Source organism: Mycolicibacterium sphagni, from assembly GCF_002250655.1.
Lineage (GTDB): Bacteria > Actinomycetota > Actinomycetes > Mycobacteriales > Mycobacteriaceae > Mycobacterium > Mycobacterium sphagni.
This window is the reverse complement of sequence record NZ_NOZR01000006.1, coordinates 84,884-101,696: the sequence shown is the minus strand read 5'-3', so window position 1 is coordinate 101,696 and position 16,813 is coordinate 84,884. Positions and strand designations below refer to the sequence as shown.

Below are 16,813 nucleotides of genomic sequence, written 5' to 3'. Positions count from 1 at the left end.
GGAATGACACGGCTGACCGAACGGTTGGTTGACCCGCCTGAGGCCGGGCAGTGGGGGCGTGTTAGAAATCGAAGATCACCCCCACTACTTCAAGGAGCAGGCCGATGGCTGAAGCGGTAATTGTCGAAGCTGTGCGTTCGCCGGTCGGCAAGCGCAACGGCGGACTGTCCGGCGTACACCCAGCCGAGCTGTCAGCCCAGGTGCTCAACGGCCTGGCCGAGCGCGCCGGGATAGATCCGGAGATTGTCGACGACGTTATCTGGGGCTGTGTCATGCAGGCCGGCGAGCAGGCCCTCGACATCGCCCGCACCGCGGTGCTGACCGCGGGCTGGCCCGAGTCGGTACCCGGCGTGACCGTCGACCGCCAGTGCGGCTCCAGCCAGCAGTCGGTGCACTTCGCGGCTGCCGGTGTGGTGGCGGGCCATTACGACGTCGTCGTCGCCGGTGGTGTCGAGTCGATGTCGCGCACCCCGATGGGTGCCTCGCTGGCCAACGGCGGCAACCCCTACTCGGCCGGTTTCAAAGGCCGCTACGACCGCACCCCCAACCAGGGCATCGGCGCCGAGATGATGGCCACCAAGTGGGGCCTGGACCGCACCGCGCTCGACGAGTTCTCCCTCGCATCGCACGACAAGGCCGCCGCGGCACAGGATTCCGGTGCATTCAACGACCAGATCGTGGCGATCAAGGATGCTGAAGGGAACATCGTGCTGAAGGACGAGGGCATCCGCCGCGGCACCACGTTGGAGAAGATGGCCCAGCTCAAGCCGGCATTCTCCGAGGATGGCGTGATCCACGCCGGCAACTCCTCGCAGATCTCCGACGGCTCGGCTGCGTTGTTGTTCATGTCGGCGGAGAAGGCGAAGTCCTTGGGCCTCAAGCCGATTGCCCGTGTGCACACCGCCACACTGGCCGGGTCCGACCCGGTGATGATGCTGAGCGGGCCGATCCCCGCCACTCAGAAGGCGCTGGCCAAGTCCGGACTGAGCCTCGATGACATCGGCGTCTTCGAGGTCAATGAGGCCTTCGCTCCGGTTCCGATGGCCTGGCTCAAGGAACTCGGCGCGGACGAGAAGAAGCTCAATCCCAACGGCGGCGCGATCGCGCTGGGCCACCCGCTCGGCGGATCCGGTGCCCGGATCATGACCACCCTGCTATATCACATGCGGGACAAGGGAATTCGCTACGGTCTGCAGACCATGTGTGAGGGCGGCGGCCAGGCCAACGCCACCATCCTCGAGCTGCTGTAGTCGTGTCTGACGTCGAGACCCCCGCCGCTCTCTCCGAGCGGCGGGGCAACGTCCTGCTGATCACGATCAACCGCCCCGACGCGCGCAACGCGGTGAACGGCGCGGTGAGCACCGCCGTCGGCGACCTGCTGCAGCAGGCCCAGGCCGACGCCGACGTCTGGGCGGTGGTGGTCACCGGCGCCGGCGACAAGTCGTTCTGTGCCGGGGCCGACCTGAAGGCAATCTCGCGGCGGGAGAACCTCTTTCACCCGCAGCACCCGGAGTGGGGATTCGCCGGCTACGTCCGGCACTTCATCGACAAGCCGACCATCGCCGCGGTCAACGGTGCCGCGTTCGGTGGCGGTACCGAGCTGGCTCTGGCCAGTGATCTCGTGGTCGCCCAGGAGAGCGCCAAGTTCGGGTTGCCAGAGGTCAAGCGCGGCCTGGTCGCCGCGGCCGGCGGAGTCTTCCGCATCGTGGACCAGTTGCCGCGCAAGGTGGCCATGCACCTGCTGTTCACCGGCGAACCGATCACCGCTGCCGAGGCCCTCGAGTGGGGCCTGATCAACGAGGTGGTGCCCGACGGCACCGCGGTTGACGCGGCACTGGCTCTGGCGCAACGCATCACCGTCAACGCACCGCTGGCGGTACAGGCCAGCAAGCGGGTGGCGGTCGGAGTCGACGACGGGGTCATCACCGCCGACGAGGCCGGCTGGACGCGCACCATCCGCGAGATCGGCGCGCTGATGAAATCCGAGGACGCCAAGGAAGGTCCGCTGGCATTCGCCGAGAAGCGCCAGCCGGTGTGGAAGGCGCGCTGAAGGCGCGATCAGCTCTTCAGCTCACCGCAGATTCAGCGTGACCCCGGCGTCATCGAATACGTCCTGCACCGAATCGAAGAATGCGGGCTGCCCACGTTGTGCATCCATCAGATAGCGTCGCGAGAATGCGCTGTGCTCCCAGTCGAATTCGAACGGCCGATTTTCCGGAGTGCCGAATCCGCCCCGCAGGCAATCGGCCAGCGCATCGAGATTCCGTCCGAAGTATCCACCGGGGCCGTTGACGGAGCGCCCGATCTCTCGATAAAAGTCGCTGATCGACTTGATCTTTCGACCTTCGATTCGAAAGATCACTGGCACAGCTGAGTCTGGCTGTGGCGTCATCATCACCGTCCCGCGTCAGTGACCAGACAGAACGAGTCATAGTGGTCGTCGGTATAGAAGTACTGGGGTGGATTGGTCAACGGAGACCCACCGGTGACGATGCGCCTTGTCGAGCGGTTACTGGCACCTGGGTTGATCACGGTGTACTCGTGGTAGTACCCCTTGACCTGCTCAGGTAGATGGCCCTCCCGGTTACCGAACACCACACCGTCGTTGCGCGGAAAGGGAAATGGCCCATTGGATCGGATGACTCGCACCGTGTTGACCGCCTCGGGCGGCAGCGTGGCCAGTGGGCACGTCGGCATACCTGGCATACCTGCGGGCGGTGCTGTTGGGGCGAATGTCCGCACCAAAGCCCATCCGGCGACGATGACGATTAATGCGCAGAGGGCGACGAGCGCGAACCTGAATCGACCCACCTTTGTCCTTCGCCGTCGGGCTGCCGCTGGACTGCATCATGACCCGTTGGCGCCTCGGTGCGGGAGTTTAGCTGCGCCGTTGCCCTGACTGTGGGCCGAGGCTACGCCGGCTTCGTTGTCGTTGTCGTTGTCGTCGTCGTCGTCGGTGTGGTGCTCGTGGTGCTCGTGGTGCTGGTCGACGTATTCGGGCTCGGCGCATCGGCGGGGCTCAGCACGGTGTCGATCATGTAGATGTAGGCCGCGCGGGTGGTGTAGCCGCAGACCACCTTCACGGTGTCGTTGATCTTGATGTCGCCACCCTTGCCGGTCACGTTCACCGTGCTGCCCTGCTGTGTGGGCATCTTGCCGTGCAGGTCGTCGGGGCCGAGGTAGCCCAGCACCAGGTGGTAGTAGAGCGTGGACGTCAGCAGCGCCGGGTCGCTCTTCAGCTGGGCCAGCGTGGCCTCGTCCAGCTTGGCGAACGCGTCGTTGGTCGGTGCGAAGACCACGTACGGGCCGCCGTCGATCACGCTGCCGATGTTGACGGCCGGGTTGAACCCGCCGGAGATCGCCGCGTTGAACGTGCTCAGGTCCGGGTTGGCGGCGATAGCCGCGGTCGCCGTCTGGGTGCCCATGCTGGCGAACGAGCCGGGCCCGGCGGGGATCCTGTTTTTGTAGGCGTCGCAGCCCGAGCCCTGCGGGTCGGGCAGCTGGCTCATGCTCGGCGCGGGGATTTCCGACGTCGTCGGTGACGCTGGGGTGGTGGTCGTCGGCGTCGGATCGGCGTAGGCCTGCACGGCGGTCGGAATCGCAACCGCGATGGCCGCCAGCGCCGCTGCGACGCCCAGGGACTTGGTACGAGTGCTCACTTCGGCTCCTTGAGTGATCTGTGGAGTCGGCGAATCGCGGGTTCCCGGGTACCGCGTGCCGTGAAGAGCCTACTTGTAGCAAAGTGTCAGTCTCAAAGCGGGAGGTGAAGGTCCAGGTCAGGGCCCTGTGGAGGCCAGGGAGAACGCCAAGTCAACACCACCGGCGAGCACCTGCCGAAGCGAAGGTGTTGCAAGGCAGCCAGGCGAGTCTGCATACGATGTCGGCCATGGCCGAACCACTGATCGTGTCCCTGGGCGCACACTCTCCTGATCTACACGCCGAGTCCTGGGTCGCTCCCAACGCGGCGGTGATCGGCCAGGTGCGGCTGGCCGCGCGGGTGAGCGTCTGGTACTCGGTGACGTTGCGCGCCGAGGCGGAATTGATCGATATCGGTGAGGGCAGCAATATCCAGGACGGCTCCACCGTGCATGTCGACCCGGGCTTTCCGGCGCGGATCGGCCGCGGTGTGACGATCGGCCACAATGCGGTGCTGCACGGGTGCACGGTCGAGGACGGGTCCCTGGTCGGGATGGGCGCCATCGTGCTCAACGGTGCGGTGATCGGAGCGGGTTCGCTGGTGGCTGCCGGCGCGGTGGTGCCGCAGGGCATGGTCGTACCGCCGCGCTCGCTGGTGGCGGGGGTGCCGGCCAAGGTCCGCCGCGAGCTGTCCGACGCCGAGGTCGACGGCAACAATATGAACGCCACGGTCTACGAGCACCTCCTCGACCTGCACCGCAACCCGGGATAGGTTTGCGCAGTCGCCAGATTGCCGATAGTCCTAGCGTGAAGTCGCTGCGCGTTCTAGTCACCGGTGCCACCGGATACGTTGGCTCTCGGCTGATCGCCGGGCTGCTTGAAGCCGGGCATGAGGTCGTCGCCGCTACCCGGGACCCGGAGAAGCTCGGCCGATTCGGCTGGTGTGAGCGGGTGCAGGCCGTCCTGTTGGATGCCGACGATCCGACTTCGGTGGACGCAGCGTTCGGCGTCGCGGGACCGATCGACGTTGTCTACTACCTGGTGCATGCGATCGGCCAGCCCGGCTTCCGTGACCGTGACAACATCTCGGCCGCCAACGTCGCCGCCGGTGCAAAGGCCGCGGGCGTGGGGCGGATCGTGTACCTCGGCGGGTTCGTGCCCGACAACGACAATCTCTCCGAGCATCTGGCCAGCCGGGCCGAGGTGGCCGGGGCGCTGAACGTCGAGGGCGGGGCCGAACTCGTCTGGCTCGGCGCGGCGGTGATAATCGGTGCGGGGTCGACGTCGTTCGAAATGGTGCGCTACGTCGGCGATCGATTCTGGGTAATTCCGTTGCCGCCGTGGGCCAATCACGACATCGACCCGATTTCGATCCGCGACGTGCTCTACTACCTGCTGGCCGCGGCGGACCCGGCGGCCGTCCCGGCCGGTTCGTACGATATCGCCGGGCCGGCCACCACGACCTACCGTGAGCTGCTTGCGACCTACGTGGACGCGGCCGGAGAGCTTCGCGCCGGGCTGCCGATGCGCGACATCGTGCCGCGCTCGGTGGTCGGCCGGGTAGCCGGTGCCGCGGTGCCGGTGCCCTCCGGGCTGGCGGCCGATCTCATCGAATCGCTGGACCATCCGATGACAGCCTCCGACACTGTCCTACGTGACCACGTACCGGACCCGCCGGGTGGGCTCACCGCCATCGAGGACGCCGTCGCCGCCGCGGTGGCCAGCCCGCGGCCGCAGCCAGTCGACGCCCTGGCCGACCCGCACCACCTGGCCGACAGCGATCCGCTCTGGGCCGGGGGAGATGCGCTGCGGCTGCGGCGGGCGGCTGCGACCGTGACGCCCGCGGTGGCGCGTCCGGCGCTGGTGCTGTTCAACGCGGTACCGGGCCCGCTGGCCGGTGCGCTGCGCACCGGCCTGGATCTCCTGTTGGCGAAAGTCCGTACGCGATGACGATGCTTGCCGAGATTCGTTCCTTGTTGATCAATGCCGCTGCGCCACAACAGGAATGGCCGTCGATGGTTCGGCACCGGCGCATCGTTGTATGCGTTGTGCTGGTCATCGGGGCGGGATTGCTTGGGGTGTCGCTGACCCGCACACCCGGCGATACCACGTTCTACTGGTTGACGCTGGCGCTGGCGGTGGCCTGGGCGTTGGGGGCGTTCGTGTCCGGCCCGCTGCACCTGGGGTGTATTCGCTGGCGCGGACGCAACCAGCGCCCGGTGCTCACCGGGATCGCGATCGGCCTTCTGGTCGGTGGCGCGTTCGTGCTGGGCGGACTGGTGGCCCGCGAGATCGGTCCGGTGGCCGAGCGGATCACCCGGGTGCTGGAGTACGTCAATCACGGCAGTCTGGTGCTGGTCTTGGCGATCACACTGGTGAACGGTCTGGCCGAGGAATTGTTCTTCCGCGGGGCGCTGTACACCGCGCTGGGTTCGTTCCACCCGGTGGTGATCTCCACTCTGCTGTACACCGTCGCGACGTGCGCCAGCGGCAACCCGATGCTCGGCTTCGCTGCCATCATCCTGGGTACGGTCTGCGCCGTCGAACGCCGAGCCACCGGCGGAGTGCTGGCACCGGTACTCACCCACGTGGTGTGGGCGCTGATCATGGTGCTGGCACTGCCGCCGATGTTCGGCGTCTGAATTTAATTGAGTGGGTGGGCGATTTCGTCGCGTGGCATGCGCGCCGCCGCGAGCGCGACCGCGGCGAGCAGTACGGGCGCGATACCGGCCACCGCTAAGATGGCCTCGACGGGGATCACCAGTGTGCACCACGAACCGCAGACCCTCGCGCAGATCGGTGATTACGTGCGGCTTGTCCCGCTCGACGGTCATCACGATGTGCTCGCCGTGGCCCGGACGCATCGCCACCAGCAGAATCAGTCCGATCGCCATGAGCACGGTCACCGCCACAGAACCCAACGCAGGGAAGGTAAGCCCGATCAGGATGCCGGCCGTGGCGGGGCCGATGGCCTGCTGCAGTGTCGGGCGAACCGCGCCTTCGACACCGTTGGCGGCCAGCAAGTGTTCAGGCGGGGAAGAAGAAGGCCGCGCCGACGCCGAGAACCGTTGCGGCAACAGCCATATGCCACAGTCGGAGCTCGCCGAGCAGGCCGAGGGCGGCCACCGCGCCCGTCGCGGCGACGTTGGCGGCTTCGACGGCGACGATGATTGCGCGCTGCGGAACGCGGTCGGCGACAATGCCGCCGACCAGGATGAAGGCCAGCATGCCGCCGGCGAGGCAGGCCGCGACCAGGGAGAGCGCAGCGGGGTCGTCCGCCAGGGCGATGACCTGTAAGGCCATCACGACCGTCCACATGCCCTCGGCGAACAGGAACAGCGACATCGCCGCGATGAGCAGCCGGAATTCGCGGTATCTGAAGGGCGCGAGCACGCGCCAACGGCCGGCGGTCGTCACCGGCTCGTCGATGTTGTGGTGCGTACTCATGCCACCGATGGTCGCCGACGGATCAGTGCCACGTCCAACGATTTTCGGCTCAGTCGAAGAGCTCGTCGAAGCCGTTGGGCACCGGGCGGCCGGCCAGTTTGTAGCTGACCCACTGATTCAACGAAACTCCTTGTTCGGCAGCCTCGATCGTGAGCCGCTCATGCAGGACCCGCGATGTGCGGACCGCGAAGTTCCCGCTGTAGCGGCGGTCGGTGAGCGAGGGTGGGGGATCCAAGCCGAGGTCGGCCAGTTCCTCGAGCTCTTTGGCGACCATCTGCTCGACGCGCTCGATCGCTTGGTGTGGCGTCAGCGCAGTTGCGTAGCGGCCCTTGAATTCCAGGCACATACCGAGGTATTGGCAGTAGTCGTCGGACCACTCCGCGCGGTAGGTGTAATACGTCATCGCCTGATAATGGCGAGGTGGTCCGACATTTTTTGGCCGGCGTCGGTTGGCTCGTTCTGCGTGGGGGTGGGTGGCTTCTCCGGAACGTGATATCGCCGGTGATATCGGGTTCTGGAGAAGTGAAGTGCCTAGTCGTCGGTGAATGTAGGCGTGCGGTGCTCCTGGAAGGCCTTGGTGCCCTCGCGAAAGTCCTTCGACTCCAGGAGAATTCGCTGGCCTTCGCTCTCCCGGCCGATGGCCGCGTCGAGCTCGGTCAGCGTCGCGGCGTTGATCGCCTGCTTGGTCTTGCGCAGCGCGACGGCCGGACCGGACGCCAGCTTGTCGATCACCGCGGCCACCCCGGCCTCCAGCTCATCCGGTGCGTACACCGCGCTGACGAGCCCGAAGTCGAAGGCTTCGGCGGCCGAAATGCGTTCGGCCAGAAGTGCCATCTTCATGGCGCGGGCCCGGCCGATGGAAGCGGCCACCAACGCCGACGCGCCGCCGTCGGGCATCAGCCCGATCTTGGTGAACGCCAACAGGAAAAACGCCTTCTCCGAGGCCAACACGATGTCGCAGGCCAGCGCCAGCGACACCCCGACTCCAGCCGTCGGGCCCTGCACCACCGCCACCACCGGCTTGGGCAGGCTGACGATGGCCTTCACCGCGCGGTTAGCCTCGATCAGCACCTCGTCCGGCGTATCCGGCCTGCGGTTGGACTGATCCTCGGCGCTGATGCCGGCACCGGAGCTGAACCCTCGGCCGGCCCCGCTGAGGCGCACCACCCGCACCGCGGGGTCATCGGCCGCGTGCGCCAAGACGTCGGCCACCGTCCGCAACATCGCCGCGTTCAGCGAGTTCAGGCTGTCGGGCCGATTCAGCGTCACCGAGAGCAATCCGCCGTCGAGCGACACGGTCAGTTCCGGGATGCCGGCGTAGGCGTCGATGGTCGTCATGGCTGCACCTTAGCGCCGACGGGGGCGCAGCCCGCGCCGGGTCGGCCCAGGTGTAAATAGTTAAGGCGGGCGATCAATCAACTGGAGGGTAGACACCTATGGCCGGACCACTACACGGTTTGCGCGTCGTCGAATTGGCCGGCATCGGCCCGGGTCCGCACGCCGCGATGATCCTCGGCGACCTGGGCGCCGACGTCGTCCGCATCGACCGGCTCGGCAAGGGCACCGGGACCCCCAGCAACGATTACCTATTGCGCAGCCGTCGCTCGGTGGGCGCCAACCTCAAAGATCCCGCCGACCGCGACATGGTGCTCGGGCTCATTGCGAAAGCCGACGTACTCATCGAGGGCTTCCGTCCCGGCGTCACCGAACGCCTCGGCCTGGGCCCGGAGGACTGCGCCAAGGTCAACGAACGGCTGATCTATGGCCGCATGACCGGCTGGGGCCAGACCGGCCCGCGTAGCCAGCAGGCCGGCCACGACATCAACTACATCTCGCTCAACGGCATTCTGCACGCGGTCGGCCGGGTCAACGAGCGCCCCGTCCCGCCGCTGAACCTGGCCGGCGACTTCGGTGGCGGTTCGATGTTCCTGCTGGTCGGCATCCTGTCCGCGCTGTGGGAGCGCGAGCGCTCCGGCAAGGGTCAGGTGATCGACGCCGCGATGGTCGACGGCTCCAGCGTGCTGGCCACCATGATGTGGGCATTCCGCCACATGGGCATGTGGGGCGACGTGCGTGGCACCAACATGCTCGATACCGGCGCGCCCTACTACGACACGTACGAATGCTCCGACGGCCGTTACGTCGCGGTCGGCGCGATCGAACCGCAGTTCTACGCCGAATTGCTGGAAAAGCTCGGCCTGAACGCCGCCGGCCTGCCCGACCAGAACGACATCGCCAGCTGGCCGGAACTGCGAGCAGTACTCACGGACGCGTTCGCCGCCCACGACCGCGACCACTGGACCAAGGTCTTCGCCACCAGTGACGCCTGCTGCACCCCGGTGCTGTCGTTCGCCGAGGTGGACGCCGAGGCGCACAACACCGAGCGCGATACCTTTTACACCGAGCAGGGCTCTACGTTCCCGGCGCCGGCCCCCCGGTTCTCCAGGACCGTGCTCGACGCGCCGAATGCGCCCGGCGTCCCGGGAGCCGACAACGAAGCGGTGCTGAGGGACTGGGTATAGTCCCCAACCAACCAGTAGGTAGACCTAGCGAGAGGAAAACCATTCGTGGAGATCAAGGACGCCGTAGCCGTCGTCACCGGCGGTGCTTCGGGCCTGGGCCTGGCCACCACCAAACGTCTGCTCGACCGCGGCGCATCGGTGGTGGTGATCGACCTCAAGGGTGAAGAGGTGGTGGCCGAACTCGGCCCGCGCGCCCGCTTCGCCCAGGCCAACGTCACTGACCCCGAGTCGGTGTCGGCCGCCCTCGATCTCGCCGAAGAGCTGGGGCCGCTGCGCATCAACGTGAACTGCGCCGGCATCGGCAACGCGGTCAAGACGCTGGGCAAGGACGGACCGTTCCCGCTGGACTGGTTCAACGCCGTCGTCCAGGTCAATCTGATCGGCACCTTCAACGTGCTGCGCCTGGCCGCCGAACGGATCTCCAAGACCGAACCGATCGGCGAAGAGCGCGGCGTCATCATCAACACGGCTTCGGTGGCCGCATTCGATGGCCAGATCGGCCAGGCGGCGTACTCCGCGTCCAAGGGCGGCGTGGTCGGCATGACCCTGCCGATCGCCCGCGACCTGGCCCGTGAGCTCATCCGCGTCGTCACCATCGCGCCCGGCCTGTTCAAGACCCCGCTGTTGGCGGGGCTGCCCGAAGAGGCGCAGGCCTCGCTGGGCAAGCAGGTGCCGCACCCGGCCCGGCTCGGCGACCCCGATGAGTACGGCGCACTGGCGACGCACATCGTCGAGAATCCGATGCTGAACGGCGAAGTGATCCGTCTCGACGGCGCGATCCGGATGGCGCCCCGATGAGCCTCACGACGAAGTTCACCGAGGTCTTCGGTGTGGAGCACCCGATCGCCCAGGGCGGTATGCAGTGGGTGGGCCGCGCGGAACTCGTTGCGGCCGTGGCCAATGCGGGTGCGCTGGGGTTCATCACCGCGCTGACGCAGCCCACTCCGGCCGATCTGGCCAACGAGATCGCCAAGACCCGGGATCTGACCGACAAGCCGTTCGGGGTGAACCTGACGATCCTGCCGTCGATCAACCCGCCGCCGTATGACGAGTACCGCCAGGTGATCGTCGACGCCGGTATCAAGATCGTGGAGACCGCGGGCTCCAACCCGGCGCCGCACCTGCCGATGTTCCACGACAACGGCATCAAGGTGCTGCACAAGTGCACCTCGGTGCGCCACGCCGTCAAGGCCCAGAGCCTGGGTGTGGACGGCATCAGCATCGACGGCTTCGAATGCGCCGGGCATCCCGGCGAGGACGATATCCCCGGTCTCGTGTTGATCCCGGCGGCCGCGGCCAAGATCGAGATCCCGATGATCGCCTCGGGCGGTTTCGCCGACGCCCGCGGCTTGGTCGCGGCACTGGCACTGGGCGCCGACGGCATCAACATGGGCTCGCGGTTCATGTGCACCGCGGAGTCCTGCATCCACCAGAACGTCAAGGAAGCGATCGTCGCCGGCGATGAGCGTGGCACCGAGCTGATCTTCCGCAGCCTGAACAACACCGCGCGGGTGGCGTCAAACATCGTCTCGCGTGAGGTGGTCCAGATCCTCAAGGGCGGCGGTCAGTTCGAGGACGTCAAGGACCTGGTGGCCGGTGTGCGTGGCCGGCGGGTGTACGACGAGGGTGACGTCGATGCCGGCATCTGGAGCGTGGGCACGGCAATGGGCCTGATCAACGACATCCCGACGGTGGGCGAGCTCGTCAGCCGGATCGTCAGCGAAGCCGAAGACATCATCGGCCGCCGGCTGGCCGGGATGGTCAAACCCAGCCAAGACGCAAAAGTGCCCGCCTGATCCCAGGCGGGCACTCCACGCGTCTCAAAGCCCCGAAAGGCGCCTAGCCGCAGGTCAGCGGTGATGGCGCCGATCGGCGCTGCGCTCAGCTGGCGTTAGCGAGCGGCGGGCGGTCCTCGAACTGCTCCGAGGTGTCGCCCTCCACCAAAAAATCGCCATGGTAGAGCGCGTCAAAATCGATCTTGATGACATCTGCACTGGTGTCGTCGATCCACATACCCAGTACTCTATGGGCCACCATTAAGGAATCTGTGAGCCACGATTCGGAGTTTTATGGCAATTGTTACTCCCGAGTCAGGTCGCTGGTTACTCGCGAGTCACTTACTCGCAGGTCAGGACCAAAAACCGTCTCCGACTAGGGTGGTTGTGAGAAGGAAGGACACCTAGCCATGGCACAGCAGACTTTTGACAATCCGTTCTTCGCACGCTTTTGGACGGTGCTCTCAGCCCACGAGTCCGCGGCCATGAGAGACCTCAGACGGGCCAATCTCTCAGAGCTGCGCGGGCGCGTCCTGGAGGTCGGTGCGGGCACCGGATCCAACTTCGCCTTCTACCCCGATTCGGTGACCGAGGTCGTCGCACTCGAGCCCGAAACCCGGCTCGCTCCGCTGGCCCGACAGGCCGCCGCGGCCGCCCCGGTCCCTGTCACGGTGATCGAATCGACCGTCGAGACCATGCCCACCACCGGGCCCTTCGACGCGGTGGTGTGCTCCCTGGTGCTGTGTTCGGTGGCCGAGCCCGACAGTGTCCTGCGTCAGCTGGGCACTGTCCTGAAGCCCGGCGGCGAGCTGCGCTACTTCGAACACATCGCCAGCACCGGATGGCGGGGTGGGCTACAGCAGCTGGCCGACGCCACGATCTGGCCACGGTTCACCGGGAACTGCCACACGCACCGCGAGACCGAGCGGTCGATCGCCGGTGCGGGATTCGTCATCGACACTGCCCGACGCGCGGCCATGTTGCCGGCGTGGGTGCCGCTGCCCGCGCAAGAGGTCGCCTTGGGTCGGGCGAAGAAAGCTAGTTAGCCAACAGCTCGGGTAACTGCTGCAGTAGCCGCGGCAGCGCCGTGCTGGCAGATTCGCGGATCGTGATCGTCGCGTTGGCGGACAGCGGGGTCGGCTCTGGATTGACCTCGACCACGACCACCCCTTGGGCCAGCGCCATCTCCGGCAGGGCCGCCGCCGGGTAGACGAGCCCCGAGGTGCCGACCACCACCAGCACGTCGGCGGTGGCCACCGCCTCCACTGCCGCCTGCCAGGGCTCGTCGGGCAGCTGCTCCCCGAACCACACGATGCCCGGGCGGATCAGCCCGCCGCACTCGCACTGCGGGGGCATCTTCTCCAGCTCCGGCTCGGGCATATCCGGCAGCGGGCCGTGATAGCGCGAACCGCAGGTGTCACACCAGAATTCGAACAGGCTGCCGTGCAGATGGTGCACTGTCTTGCTGCCGGCCCGCTCGTGCAGATCGTCGACGTTCTGCGTGATCACGGTGACGTCGGCGTAGTCCTGCCAGGCCGCCACCGCGCGATGACCGTCGTTGGGCTGCACGCGGCCGACCAGGTGATGCCGCCACAGATACCAGGCCCATACCCGCTCGGGATGGCGCTGCCAGCCGTCGGTACTCGACAGCTCGTACGGGTCGTACTTGGCCCACAAACCCGTCTTGTCGTCGCGGAACGTCGGCACACCGCTCTCGGCGGATATCCCCGCCCCGCTCAGCACCGCGATACGCACATCCCCCAAAATAGCCGGTCTAAGCGATACTTAGCAGGTGTCGGAGTTGGGGCTTTGGCTGCGCGTTGACGCGGGGGCGGCGCGTCCATTGTTCGATCAGCTGAGGACGCAGCTCATCGCGAGCATCCGCGAGGGGCGGTTACCGCCCGGCACCCGGTTGCCGACGGTGCGCGAGCTGGCCGGTGAGCTGAACTTGGCGGTGAACACCGTGGCACGTGCCTATCGGGAGCTGGAGACCGCCGGGATCGTCGAAACCCGCGGCCGCTTCGGGACGTTCGTGGCGCGGGCCGACCCGGCCGACGCCGCGATGGCCGCCGCGGCCAACGCATACGTGGAAGCCGCTCGCGCCCTCGGGTTGGGCAAGGCTGAGGCGCTGCAGTATTTGGACTTGGCGTTCGGCTGAGGCGTCAGCCGAATTCCAGCAGGGTGTAGGCCCCGCGGAATCGCTTCGTGGGACCGAAGTGCCAAACCGCGGGGAAGAATGTCTTGAAGAAGAACCCCCGACCCTTCGGCATCGGAATGTCGTGCACGGCTTTGATTCCCGGCACTGTGCCGACCAGCGCGGCGAGCTGAACGGTGCTCAGGCTGAACGGCATCGGCGGCACCCGGTAGTGCCGCGAGGACTTCATGCCCTTCGGGGCCAGTCTCTTGACCATTACCGGCGGCAGGTCGAAGAACATCTGTCCACCGGGAAACCGCTTGGCGCACTGGACGATAAGGTCCATCGCCTCGTCGGGCTGCAAGTACATCAACAAGCCCTCCGCGGTGATGAACACGCCGTTGCTGGCGTCCACCTGGTCCATCCAGCTGTAGTCCAGCGCGGACTGCGCCAGCGCGGTGATTCGCGGGGAGGACGGCAGTAGGCGTTCGCGTAGGTCGATCACCGGTGGCAGGTCCACCGACACCCAGTGGAACTGAGGGTCGGGCAGGGCCTCACTCACCCGCCAGAAGCTGGTCTGGAAGCCCTCGGCCAGTGCGACGACGGTGGCCTTCGGGTGACTCCTGAGGTAGTCGACCGCGCAACTGTCGACGGCCATCGAGCGCAGGGCCATCTCCTGGCCCTTGCGGCCGAACTTGTCGAAGTCGAAATCTATGGAGTCGACCAGCGCGATGGCCATCGGGTCGTGCAGGATCGCCCCGGGCAAGCCGGCCTGATGAGCGCGACCGTTGAGGGTCATCAGCGCGGTTTCCGAGACGCCATCCAGGGCGCTGGCGTCGATCTTCTCGGTTGTCATGTCAATACCTTTGCCAGTGTGCGCAAGTTGCGCGTGGTGGTCGAGGACTTGTAGCGCTTCTTGCCCATCGTCTTGCCGATGCTCGAGTCCAGCGTCGACGACTTGGGCACCTGCCAGTACAAGACGCCGTCGCCGCGGTGGATCTTCTCCTCAGGTCCGGCGTCGGCAACCAGAGCGGCCAATTCGTCGAGAATGTCGGGATCGCTGACGAACGTCACATAGGAATGGTGGCCGGCGACCTCGGGTTCGAACGGGTAGCCGTCGGCGACCGTGCGGACCGCATCCAGTTCGTAGACCAGCACCCAGGCGTCGTAGCCGAATGCATTCCGCAGTGCGGCTTCGGCTTTCGTGCGTACCGTCACTGCGGTGCCGCTGCCGTCGAACACCACATTGCCGCTGGCGAGCACGGTCTTGACGTTCTTGAATCCGGCGTCGGTCAGCGTGGCAGCGACGTCGGCCATCTTGAGGCTCACGCCACCGACGTTCACGCCGCGCAGGAAAGCCGCATAGCGGGTCATGTCTCGATGCTAGCCACGTAGGCTCGAAGGATGTCCCGTGATGTGTTCGACGACAAGCTGCTGGCGGTCATCGCGGGCAACAAACTGGGTGTGCTGGCGACCATCAAAGGTGACGGCCGCCCACAGCTGTCCAACGTGACTTACCACTTCGACAAGCGAAACCTGGTCATCGAAGTGTCCATCACCGAGCCGCGCGCCAAGACCCGCAACCTACGCCGCGACCCGCGAGCCTCGATCCTGGTGTCCTCCGACGACGGTTGGTCCTACGCCGTCGCCGAGGGCAACGCGATCCTCACCCCGCCGGCGGCCTCACCGCACGACGACACCGTCGAAGCCCTCATCGCGCTCTACCGCAACGTCGCCGGAGAGCATCCGGACTGGGACGATTACCGCCGCGCCATGGTCACCGATCGCCGGGTGCTGCTGAAGATGCCTATCTCACATGTCTACGGAATGCCGCCGGGCATCCGCTGACTCAGCTCTTTTCGGGATGCCTCCGGCCCCTGGGGCGCCGCCAACGTTAGTCTGACCAGCATGGCCGAATCAGAGTCCAACCCGCAGGACGAGACCAAGCAGAAGTTCCGCGAGGCGCTCGAGCGTAAGAAGGCGAAATCGGCCGGCGGCTCAGCGCATACAGACGCCGGCAACAAGCAATCCCGCTCACACGGGGCGGCGGGGACCCGACGGGAGTTCCGCCGCAAGAGCGGCTAGTCGAGGCTAGCCCGTTTCGGCGTAGGTGGATTTACCCGATTTTTCGCGGGCCTCCTGCCACAGAATGGCGGCCAGGCAGCCCAGCGCCAGCACCCCGACCGCGCTCGCGAAAACGATGCCGCCGGTCCGAAGGCCCCAGGCCCGCGCGGCGAAACCTTCGCCGATCACCGGGATCGAGATCGCGACATAGGCCACCACGAAATAGGTGGAGCTGACTTCGGCCCGGCGCTCAGCGGGGGTGCGTTCGGCGATGGCGGCCAGCCCGCGGCTGAAGCTGATGCCTTGACCGACACCCGATACCACCGCCGCGGTGATCAGGCCGGCCAGCGACGAATAGTGCAGCGCCACAACCAGAACACCCATGCCGGCGATCAGTATGGCGCAGCCCAGGGCCACGGCGCGTTGCGGTGCGATGCGGGTACCGCCGATCTGCGCGATCGCTGACGCGACGAAGATGGACCCGGCCATCAAGCCGGCCAACGCGTGATTGCCGATTCCGATGATGTTAGCCAGCAGCGAAGGTGCCACCGAGGTGAACAGGCCGGTGACGGCGAATCCGGCGAACGCTGCCAGTGCGGCGGGGATGAACACCGAACGCACCTCGGGAGGAACCGAAAGTCGTTGCAGTCCAAGCTTTCCGGTGCGGCTCGACGTCTCGGGCACCAGCAGCACCGCGACGGCGGCCAGTGCGACCAGGCCGATGTGCACGGCGAAGGTGAGCGTCAGCGGCGCCGGGGCGTACTGAGCCAGGATTCCCGCCACGATCGGCCCGGCGCCAAGGCCGCCCATGTTGGCGATGGTGGCGATCATCGGTGCGCGGTTACGCCAGCTGGGCGGCGCGGCCTCGATGACCGCCGCGGTGGCGGTGCCGGTGAAAAGGCCCGCCGACAAGCCGGACAGCACCCGGCCGACCAGAAGCTGCGGCACCGAGTCGGCCAGCAGGAACACCACGGCACTGGCCAGGGCGCAGACGGTGCCCGCCAGCAGTACGGGACGCCGGCCGATCGCGTCGGACCATCTGCCGAACACCAGCAACGCGAACAACACCCCACCCGCGTAGGTGGCGTAGATGACGGTGGTGGTGAGCACCGCGAAATGCATGCGCTCCGAGTACAGCGCGTAAAGCGGGGTGGGCAGCGTGGTGCCCACCATGATCGCGACGAAAGCGTAGGCCAGCAGGGCGAAGGCGAAGTCTCGCCGGGTGCGGGTCATGT

Annotated in this window: 22 protein-coding genes and 1 pseudogene; 12 read left to right on the top strand and 11 right to left on the bottom strand. The window is 66.7% G+C overall.

Going from position 1 to position 16,813, the window contains the following annotated elements; genetic code table 11:
* Nucleotides 1-104 precede the first annotated feature (104 nt).
* Complete coding sequence (locus CG716_RS08995) at nt 105-1,250, top strand: thiolase family protein (protein WP_094478615.1); 1,146 nt, start codon at nt 105-107, stop codon at nt 1,248-1,250.
* A gap of 2 nt (nt 1,251-1,252) precedes the next feature.
* Nucleotides 1,253-2,050, top strand: a complete 798-nt coding sequence (locus CG716_RS08990) for a crotonase/enoyl-CoA hydratase family protein (protein WP_094478613.1) — start codon at nt 1,253-1,255, stop codon at nt 2,048-2,050.
* A 21-nt stretch (nt 2,051-2,071) separates the two neighbouring features.
* Here the strand turns inward: CG716_RS08990 and CG716_RS08985 are convergent, their stop codons facing one another.
* The 3 genes from CG716_RS08985 to CG716_RS08975 form a co-directional block, all read right to left on the bottom strand.
* Nucleotides 2,072-2,362, bottom strand: coding sequence for a barstar family protein (locus CG716_RS08985; protein WP_410431426.1), 291 nt, complete (start codon nt 2,360-2,362; stop codon nt 2,072-2,074).
* A 32-nt stretch (nt 2,363-2,394) separates the two neighbouring features.
* The gene (locus CG716_RS08980; protein WP_094478609.1) at nt 2,395-2,706 is read right to left on the bottom strand and encodes a guanyl-specific ribonuclease; all 312 of its coding nucleotides are present in this window, start codon (nt 2,704-2,706) and stop codon (nt 2,395-2,397) included.
* A 206-nt stretch (nt 2,707-2,912) separates the two neighbouring features.
* On the bottom strand, nt 2,913-3,659 hold the full coding sequence (locus CG716_RS08975) for a fasciclin domain-containing protein (RefSeq protein ID WP_094478607.1): 747 nt from the start codon (nt 3,657-3,659) through the stop codon (nt 2,913-2,915).
* 227 nt (nt 3,660-3,886) lie between these two features.
* Between CG716_RS08975 and CG716_RS08970 the strand changes: the two genes are divergently transcribed.
* The 3 genes from CG716_RS08970 to CG716_RS08960 are packed head-to-tail and all read left to right on the top strand — an operon-like array spanning nt 3,887 to nt 6,278.
* Nucleotides 3,887-4,408, top strand: a complete 522-nt coding sequence (locus tag CG716_RS08970; protein ID WP_094478970.1) for a gamma carbonic anhydrase family protein — start codon at nt 3,887-3,889, stop codon at nt 4,406-4,408.
* Between the two features lie 44 nt (nt 4,409-4,452).
* Nucleotides 4,453-5,586, top strand: a complete 1,134-nt coding sequence (locus tag CG716_RS08965) for an NAD(P)H-binding protein (RefSeq protein WP_094478968.1) — start codon at nt 4,453-4,455, stop codon at nt 5,584-5,586.
* Nucleotides 5,583-6,278 (top strand): CPBP family intramembrane glutamic endopeptidase, encoded by a 696-nt coding sequence (locus CG716_RS08960; protein ID WP_094478605.1) that lies wholly within the window; start codon nt 5,583-5,585, stop codon nt 6,276-6,278. The genes CG716_RS08965 and CG716_RS08960 overlap by 4 nt, the downstream gene beginning before the upstream one ends.
* A gap of 120 nt (nt 6,279-6,398) precedes the next feature.
* Here the strand turns inward: CG716_RS08960 and CG716_RS30725 are convergent.
* From CG716_RS30725 to CG716_RS08945, 3 genes and pseudogenes are all read right to left on the bottom strand, one after another.
* A pseudogene (locus CG716_RS30725) lies at nt 6,399-7,065 on the bottom strand (MFS transporter); the annotation flags it as partial.
* Nucleotides 7,066-7,132: 67 nt separating this feature from the next.
* On the bottom strand, nt 7,133-7,486 hold the full coding sequence (locus CG716_RS08950; RefSeq protein ID WP_094478603.1) for a type II toxin-antitoxin system HicB family antitoxin: 354 nt from the start codon (nt 7,484-7,486) through the stop codon (nt 7,133-7,135).
* Nucleotides 7,487-7,614: 128 nt separating this feature from the next.
* A complete protein-coding gene (locus CG716_RS08945) occupies nt 7,615-8,421 on the bottom strand; it encodes an enoyl-CoA hydratase (RefSeq protein WP_094478601.1) in 807 nt (268 codons plus the stop codon).
* Nucleotides 8,422-8,519: 98 nt separating this feature from the next.
* On the opposite strand from CG716_RS08945, the gene CG716_RS08940 reads away from it, so the two are divergent.
* From CG716_RS08940 to CG716_RS08930, 3 genes are read left to right on the top strand one after another with little or no spacing between them, the layout of a single operon-like run.
* Entirely contained in the window at nt 8,520-9,605 is a 1,086-nt protein-coding gene (locus CG716_RS08940) for a CaiB/BaiF CoA transferase family protein (protein WP_094478600.1), read from the top strand.
* Between the two features lie 45 nt (nt 9,606-9,650).
* Nucleotides 9,651-10,403, top strand: coding sequence for a 3-hydroxyacyl-CoA dehydrogenase (locus CG716_RS08935; RefSeq protein WP_094478598.1), 753 nt, complete (start codon nt 9,651-9,653; stop codon nt 10,401-10,403).
* Nucleotides 10,400-11,401, top strand: a complete 1,002-nt coding sequence (locus CG716_RS08930; protein ID WP_094478596.1) for an NAD(P)H-dependent flavin oxidoreductase — start codon at nt 10,400-10,402, stop codon at nt 11,399-11,401. The genes CG716_RS08935 and CG716_RS08930 overlap by 4 nt, the downstream gene beginning before the upstream one ends.
* A gap of 85 nt (nt 11,402-11,486) precedes the next feature.
* On the opposite strand, the gene CG716_RS31080 is transcribed toward CG716_RS08930, so the two are convergent.
* Entirely contained in the window at nt 11,487-11,618 is a 132-nt protein-coding gene (locus CG716_RS31080) for a hypothetical protein (RefSeq protein ID WP_094478594.1), read from the bottom strand.
* A gap of 172 nt (nt 11,619-11,790) precedes the next feature.
* On the opposite strand from CG716_RS31080, the gene CG716_RS08920 reads away from it, so the two are divergent.
* Entirely contained in the window at nt 11,791-12,426 is a 636-nt protein-coding gene (locus tag CG716_RS08920; RefSeq protein ID WP_094478592.1) for a class I SAM-dependent methyltransferase, read from the top strand.
* On the opposite strand, the gene CG716_RS08915 is transcribed toward CG716_RS08920, so the two are convergent.
* On the bottom strand, nt 12,419-13,135 hold the full coding sequence (locus CG716_RS08915; protein WP_094478590.1) for an NAD-dependent deacylase: 717 nt from the start codon (nt 13,133-13,135) through the stop codon (nt 12,419-12,421). The two genes, CG716_RS08920 and CG716_RS08915, sit on opposite strands and share 8 nt — an antisense overlap.
* A 37-nt stretch (nt 13,136-13,172) precedes the next feature.
* On the opposite strand from CG716_RS08915, the gene CG716_RS08910 reads away from it, so the two are divergent.
* Nucleotides 13,173-13,538, top strand: a complete 366-nt coding sequence (locus tag CG716_RS08910) for an Rv1152 family transcriptional regulator (protein ID WP_094478588.1) — start codon at nt 13,173-13,175, stop codon at nt 13,536-13,538.
* 4 nt (nt 13,539-13,542) lie between these two features.
* Here CG716_RS08910 and CG716_RS08905 read toward each other — a convergent pair whose 3' ends face one another.
* Entirely contained in the window at nt 13,543-14,370 is an 828-nt protein-coding gene (locus CG716_RS08905) for a class I SAM-dependent methyltransferase (RefSeq protein WP_094478586.1), read from the bottom strand.
* Nucleotides 14,367-14,888, bottom strand: coding sequence for a DUF1697 domain-containing protein (locus tag CG716_RS08900; RefSeq protein ID WP_094478584.1), 522 nt, complete (start codon nt 14,886-14,888; stop codon nt 14,367-14,369). The genes CG716_RS08905 and CG716_RS08900 overlap by 4 nt, the downstream gene beginning before the upstream one ends.
* A 30-nt stretch (nt 14,889-14,918) precedes the next feature.
* On the opposite strand from CG716_RS08900, the gene CG716_RS08895 reads away from it, so the two are divergent.
* Both CG716_RS08895 and CG716_RS30125 read left to right on the top strand, forming a co-directional pair.
* On the top strand, nt 14,919-15,362 hold the full coding sequence (locus tag CG716_RS08895; RefSeq protein WP_094478582.1) for a PPOX class F420-dependent oxidoreductase: 444 nt from the start codon (nt 14,919-14,921) through the stop codon (nt 15,360-15,362).
* 60 nt (nt 15,363-15,422) lie between these two features.
* A complete protein-coding gene (locus CG716_RS30125; RefSeq protein WP_094478580.1) occupies nt 15,423-15,599 on the top strand; it encodes a DUF5302 domain-containing protein in 177 nt (58 codons plus the stop codon).
* Nucleotides 15,600-15,605: 6 nt separating this feature from the next.
* Here CG716_RS30125 and CG716_RS08885 read toward each other — a convergent pair whose 3' ends face one another.
* Entirely contained in the window at nt 15,606-16,811 is a 1,206-nt protein-coding gene (locus CG716_RS08885) for an MFS transporter (protein WP_094478578.1), read from the bottom strand.
* Between the last annotated feature and the right edge of the window lie 2 nt (nt 16,812-16,813).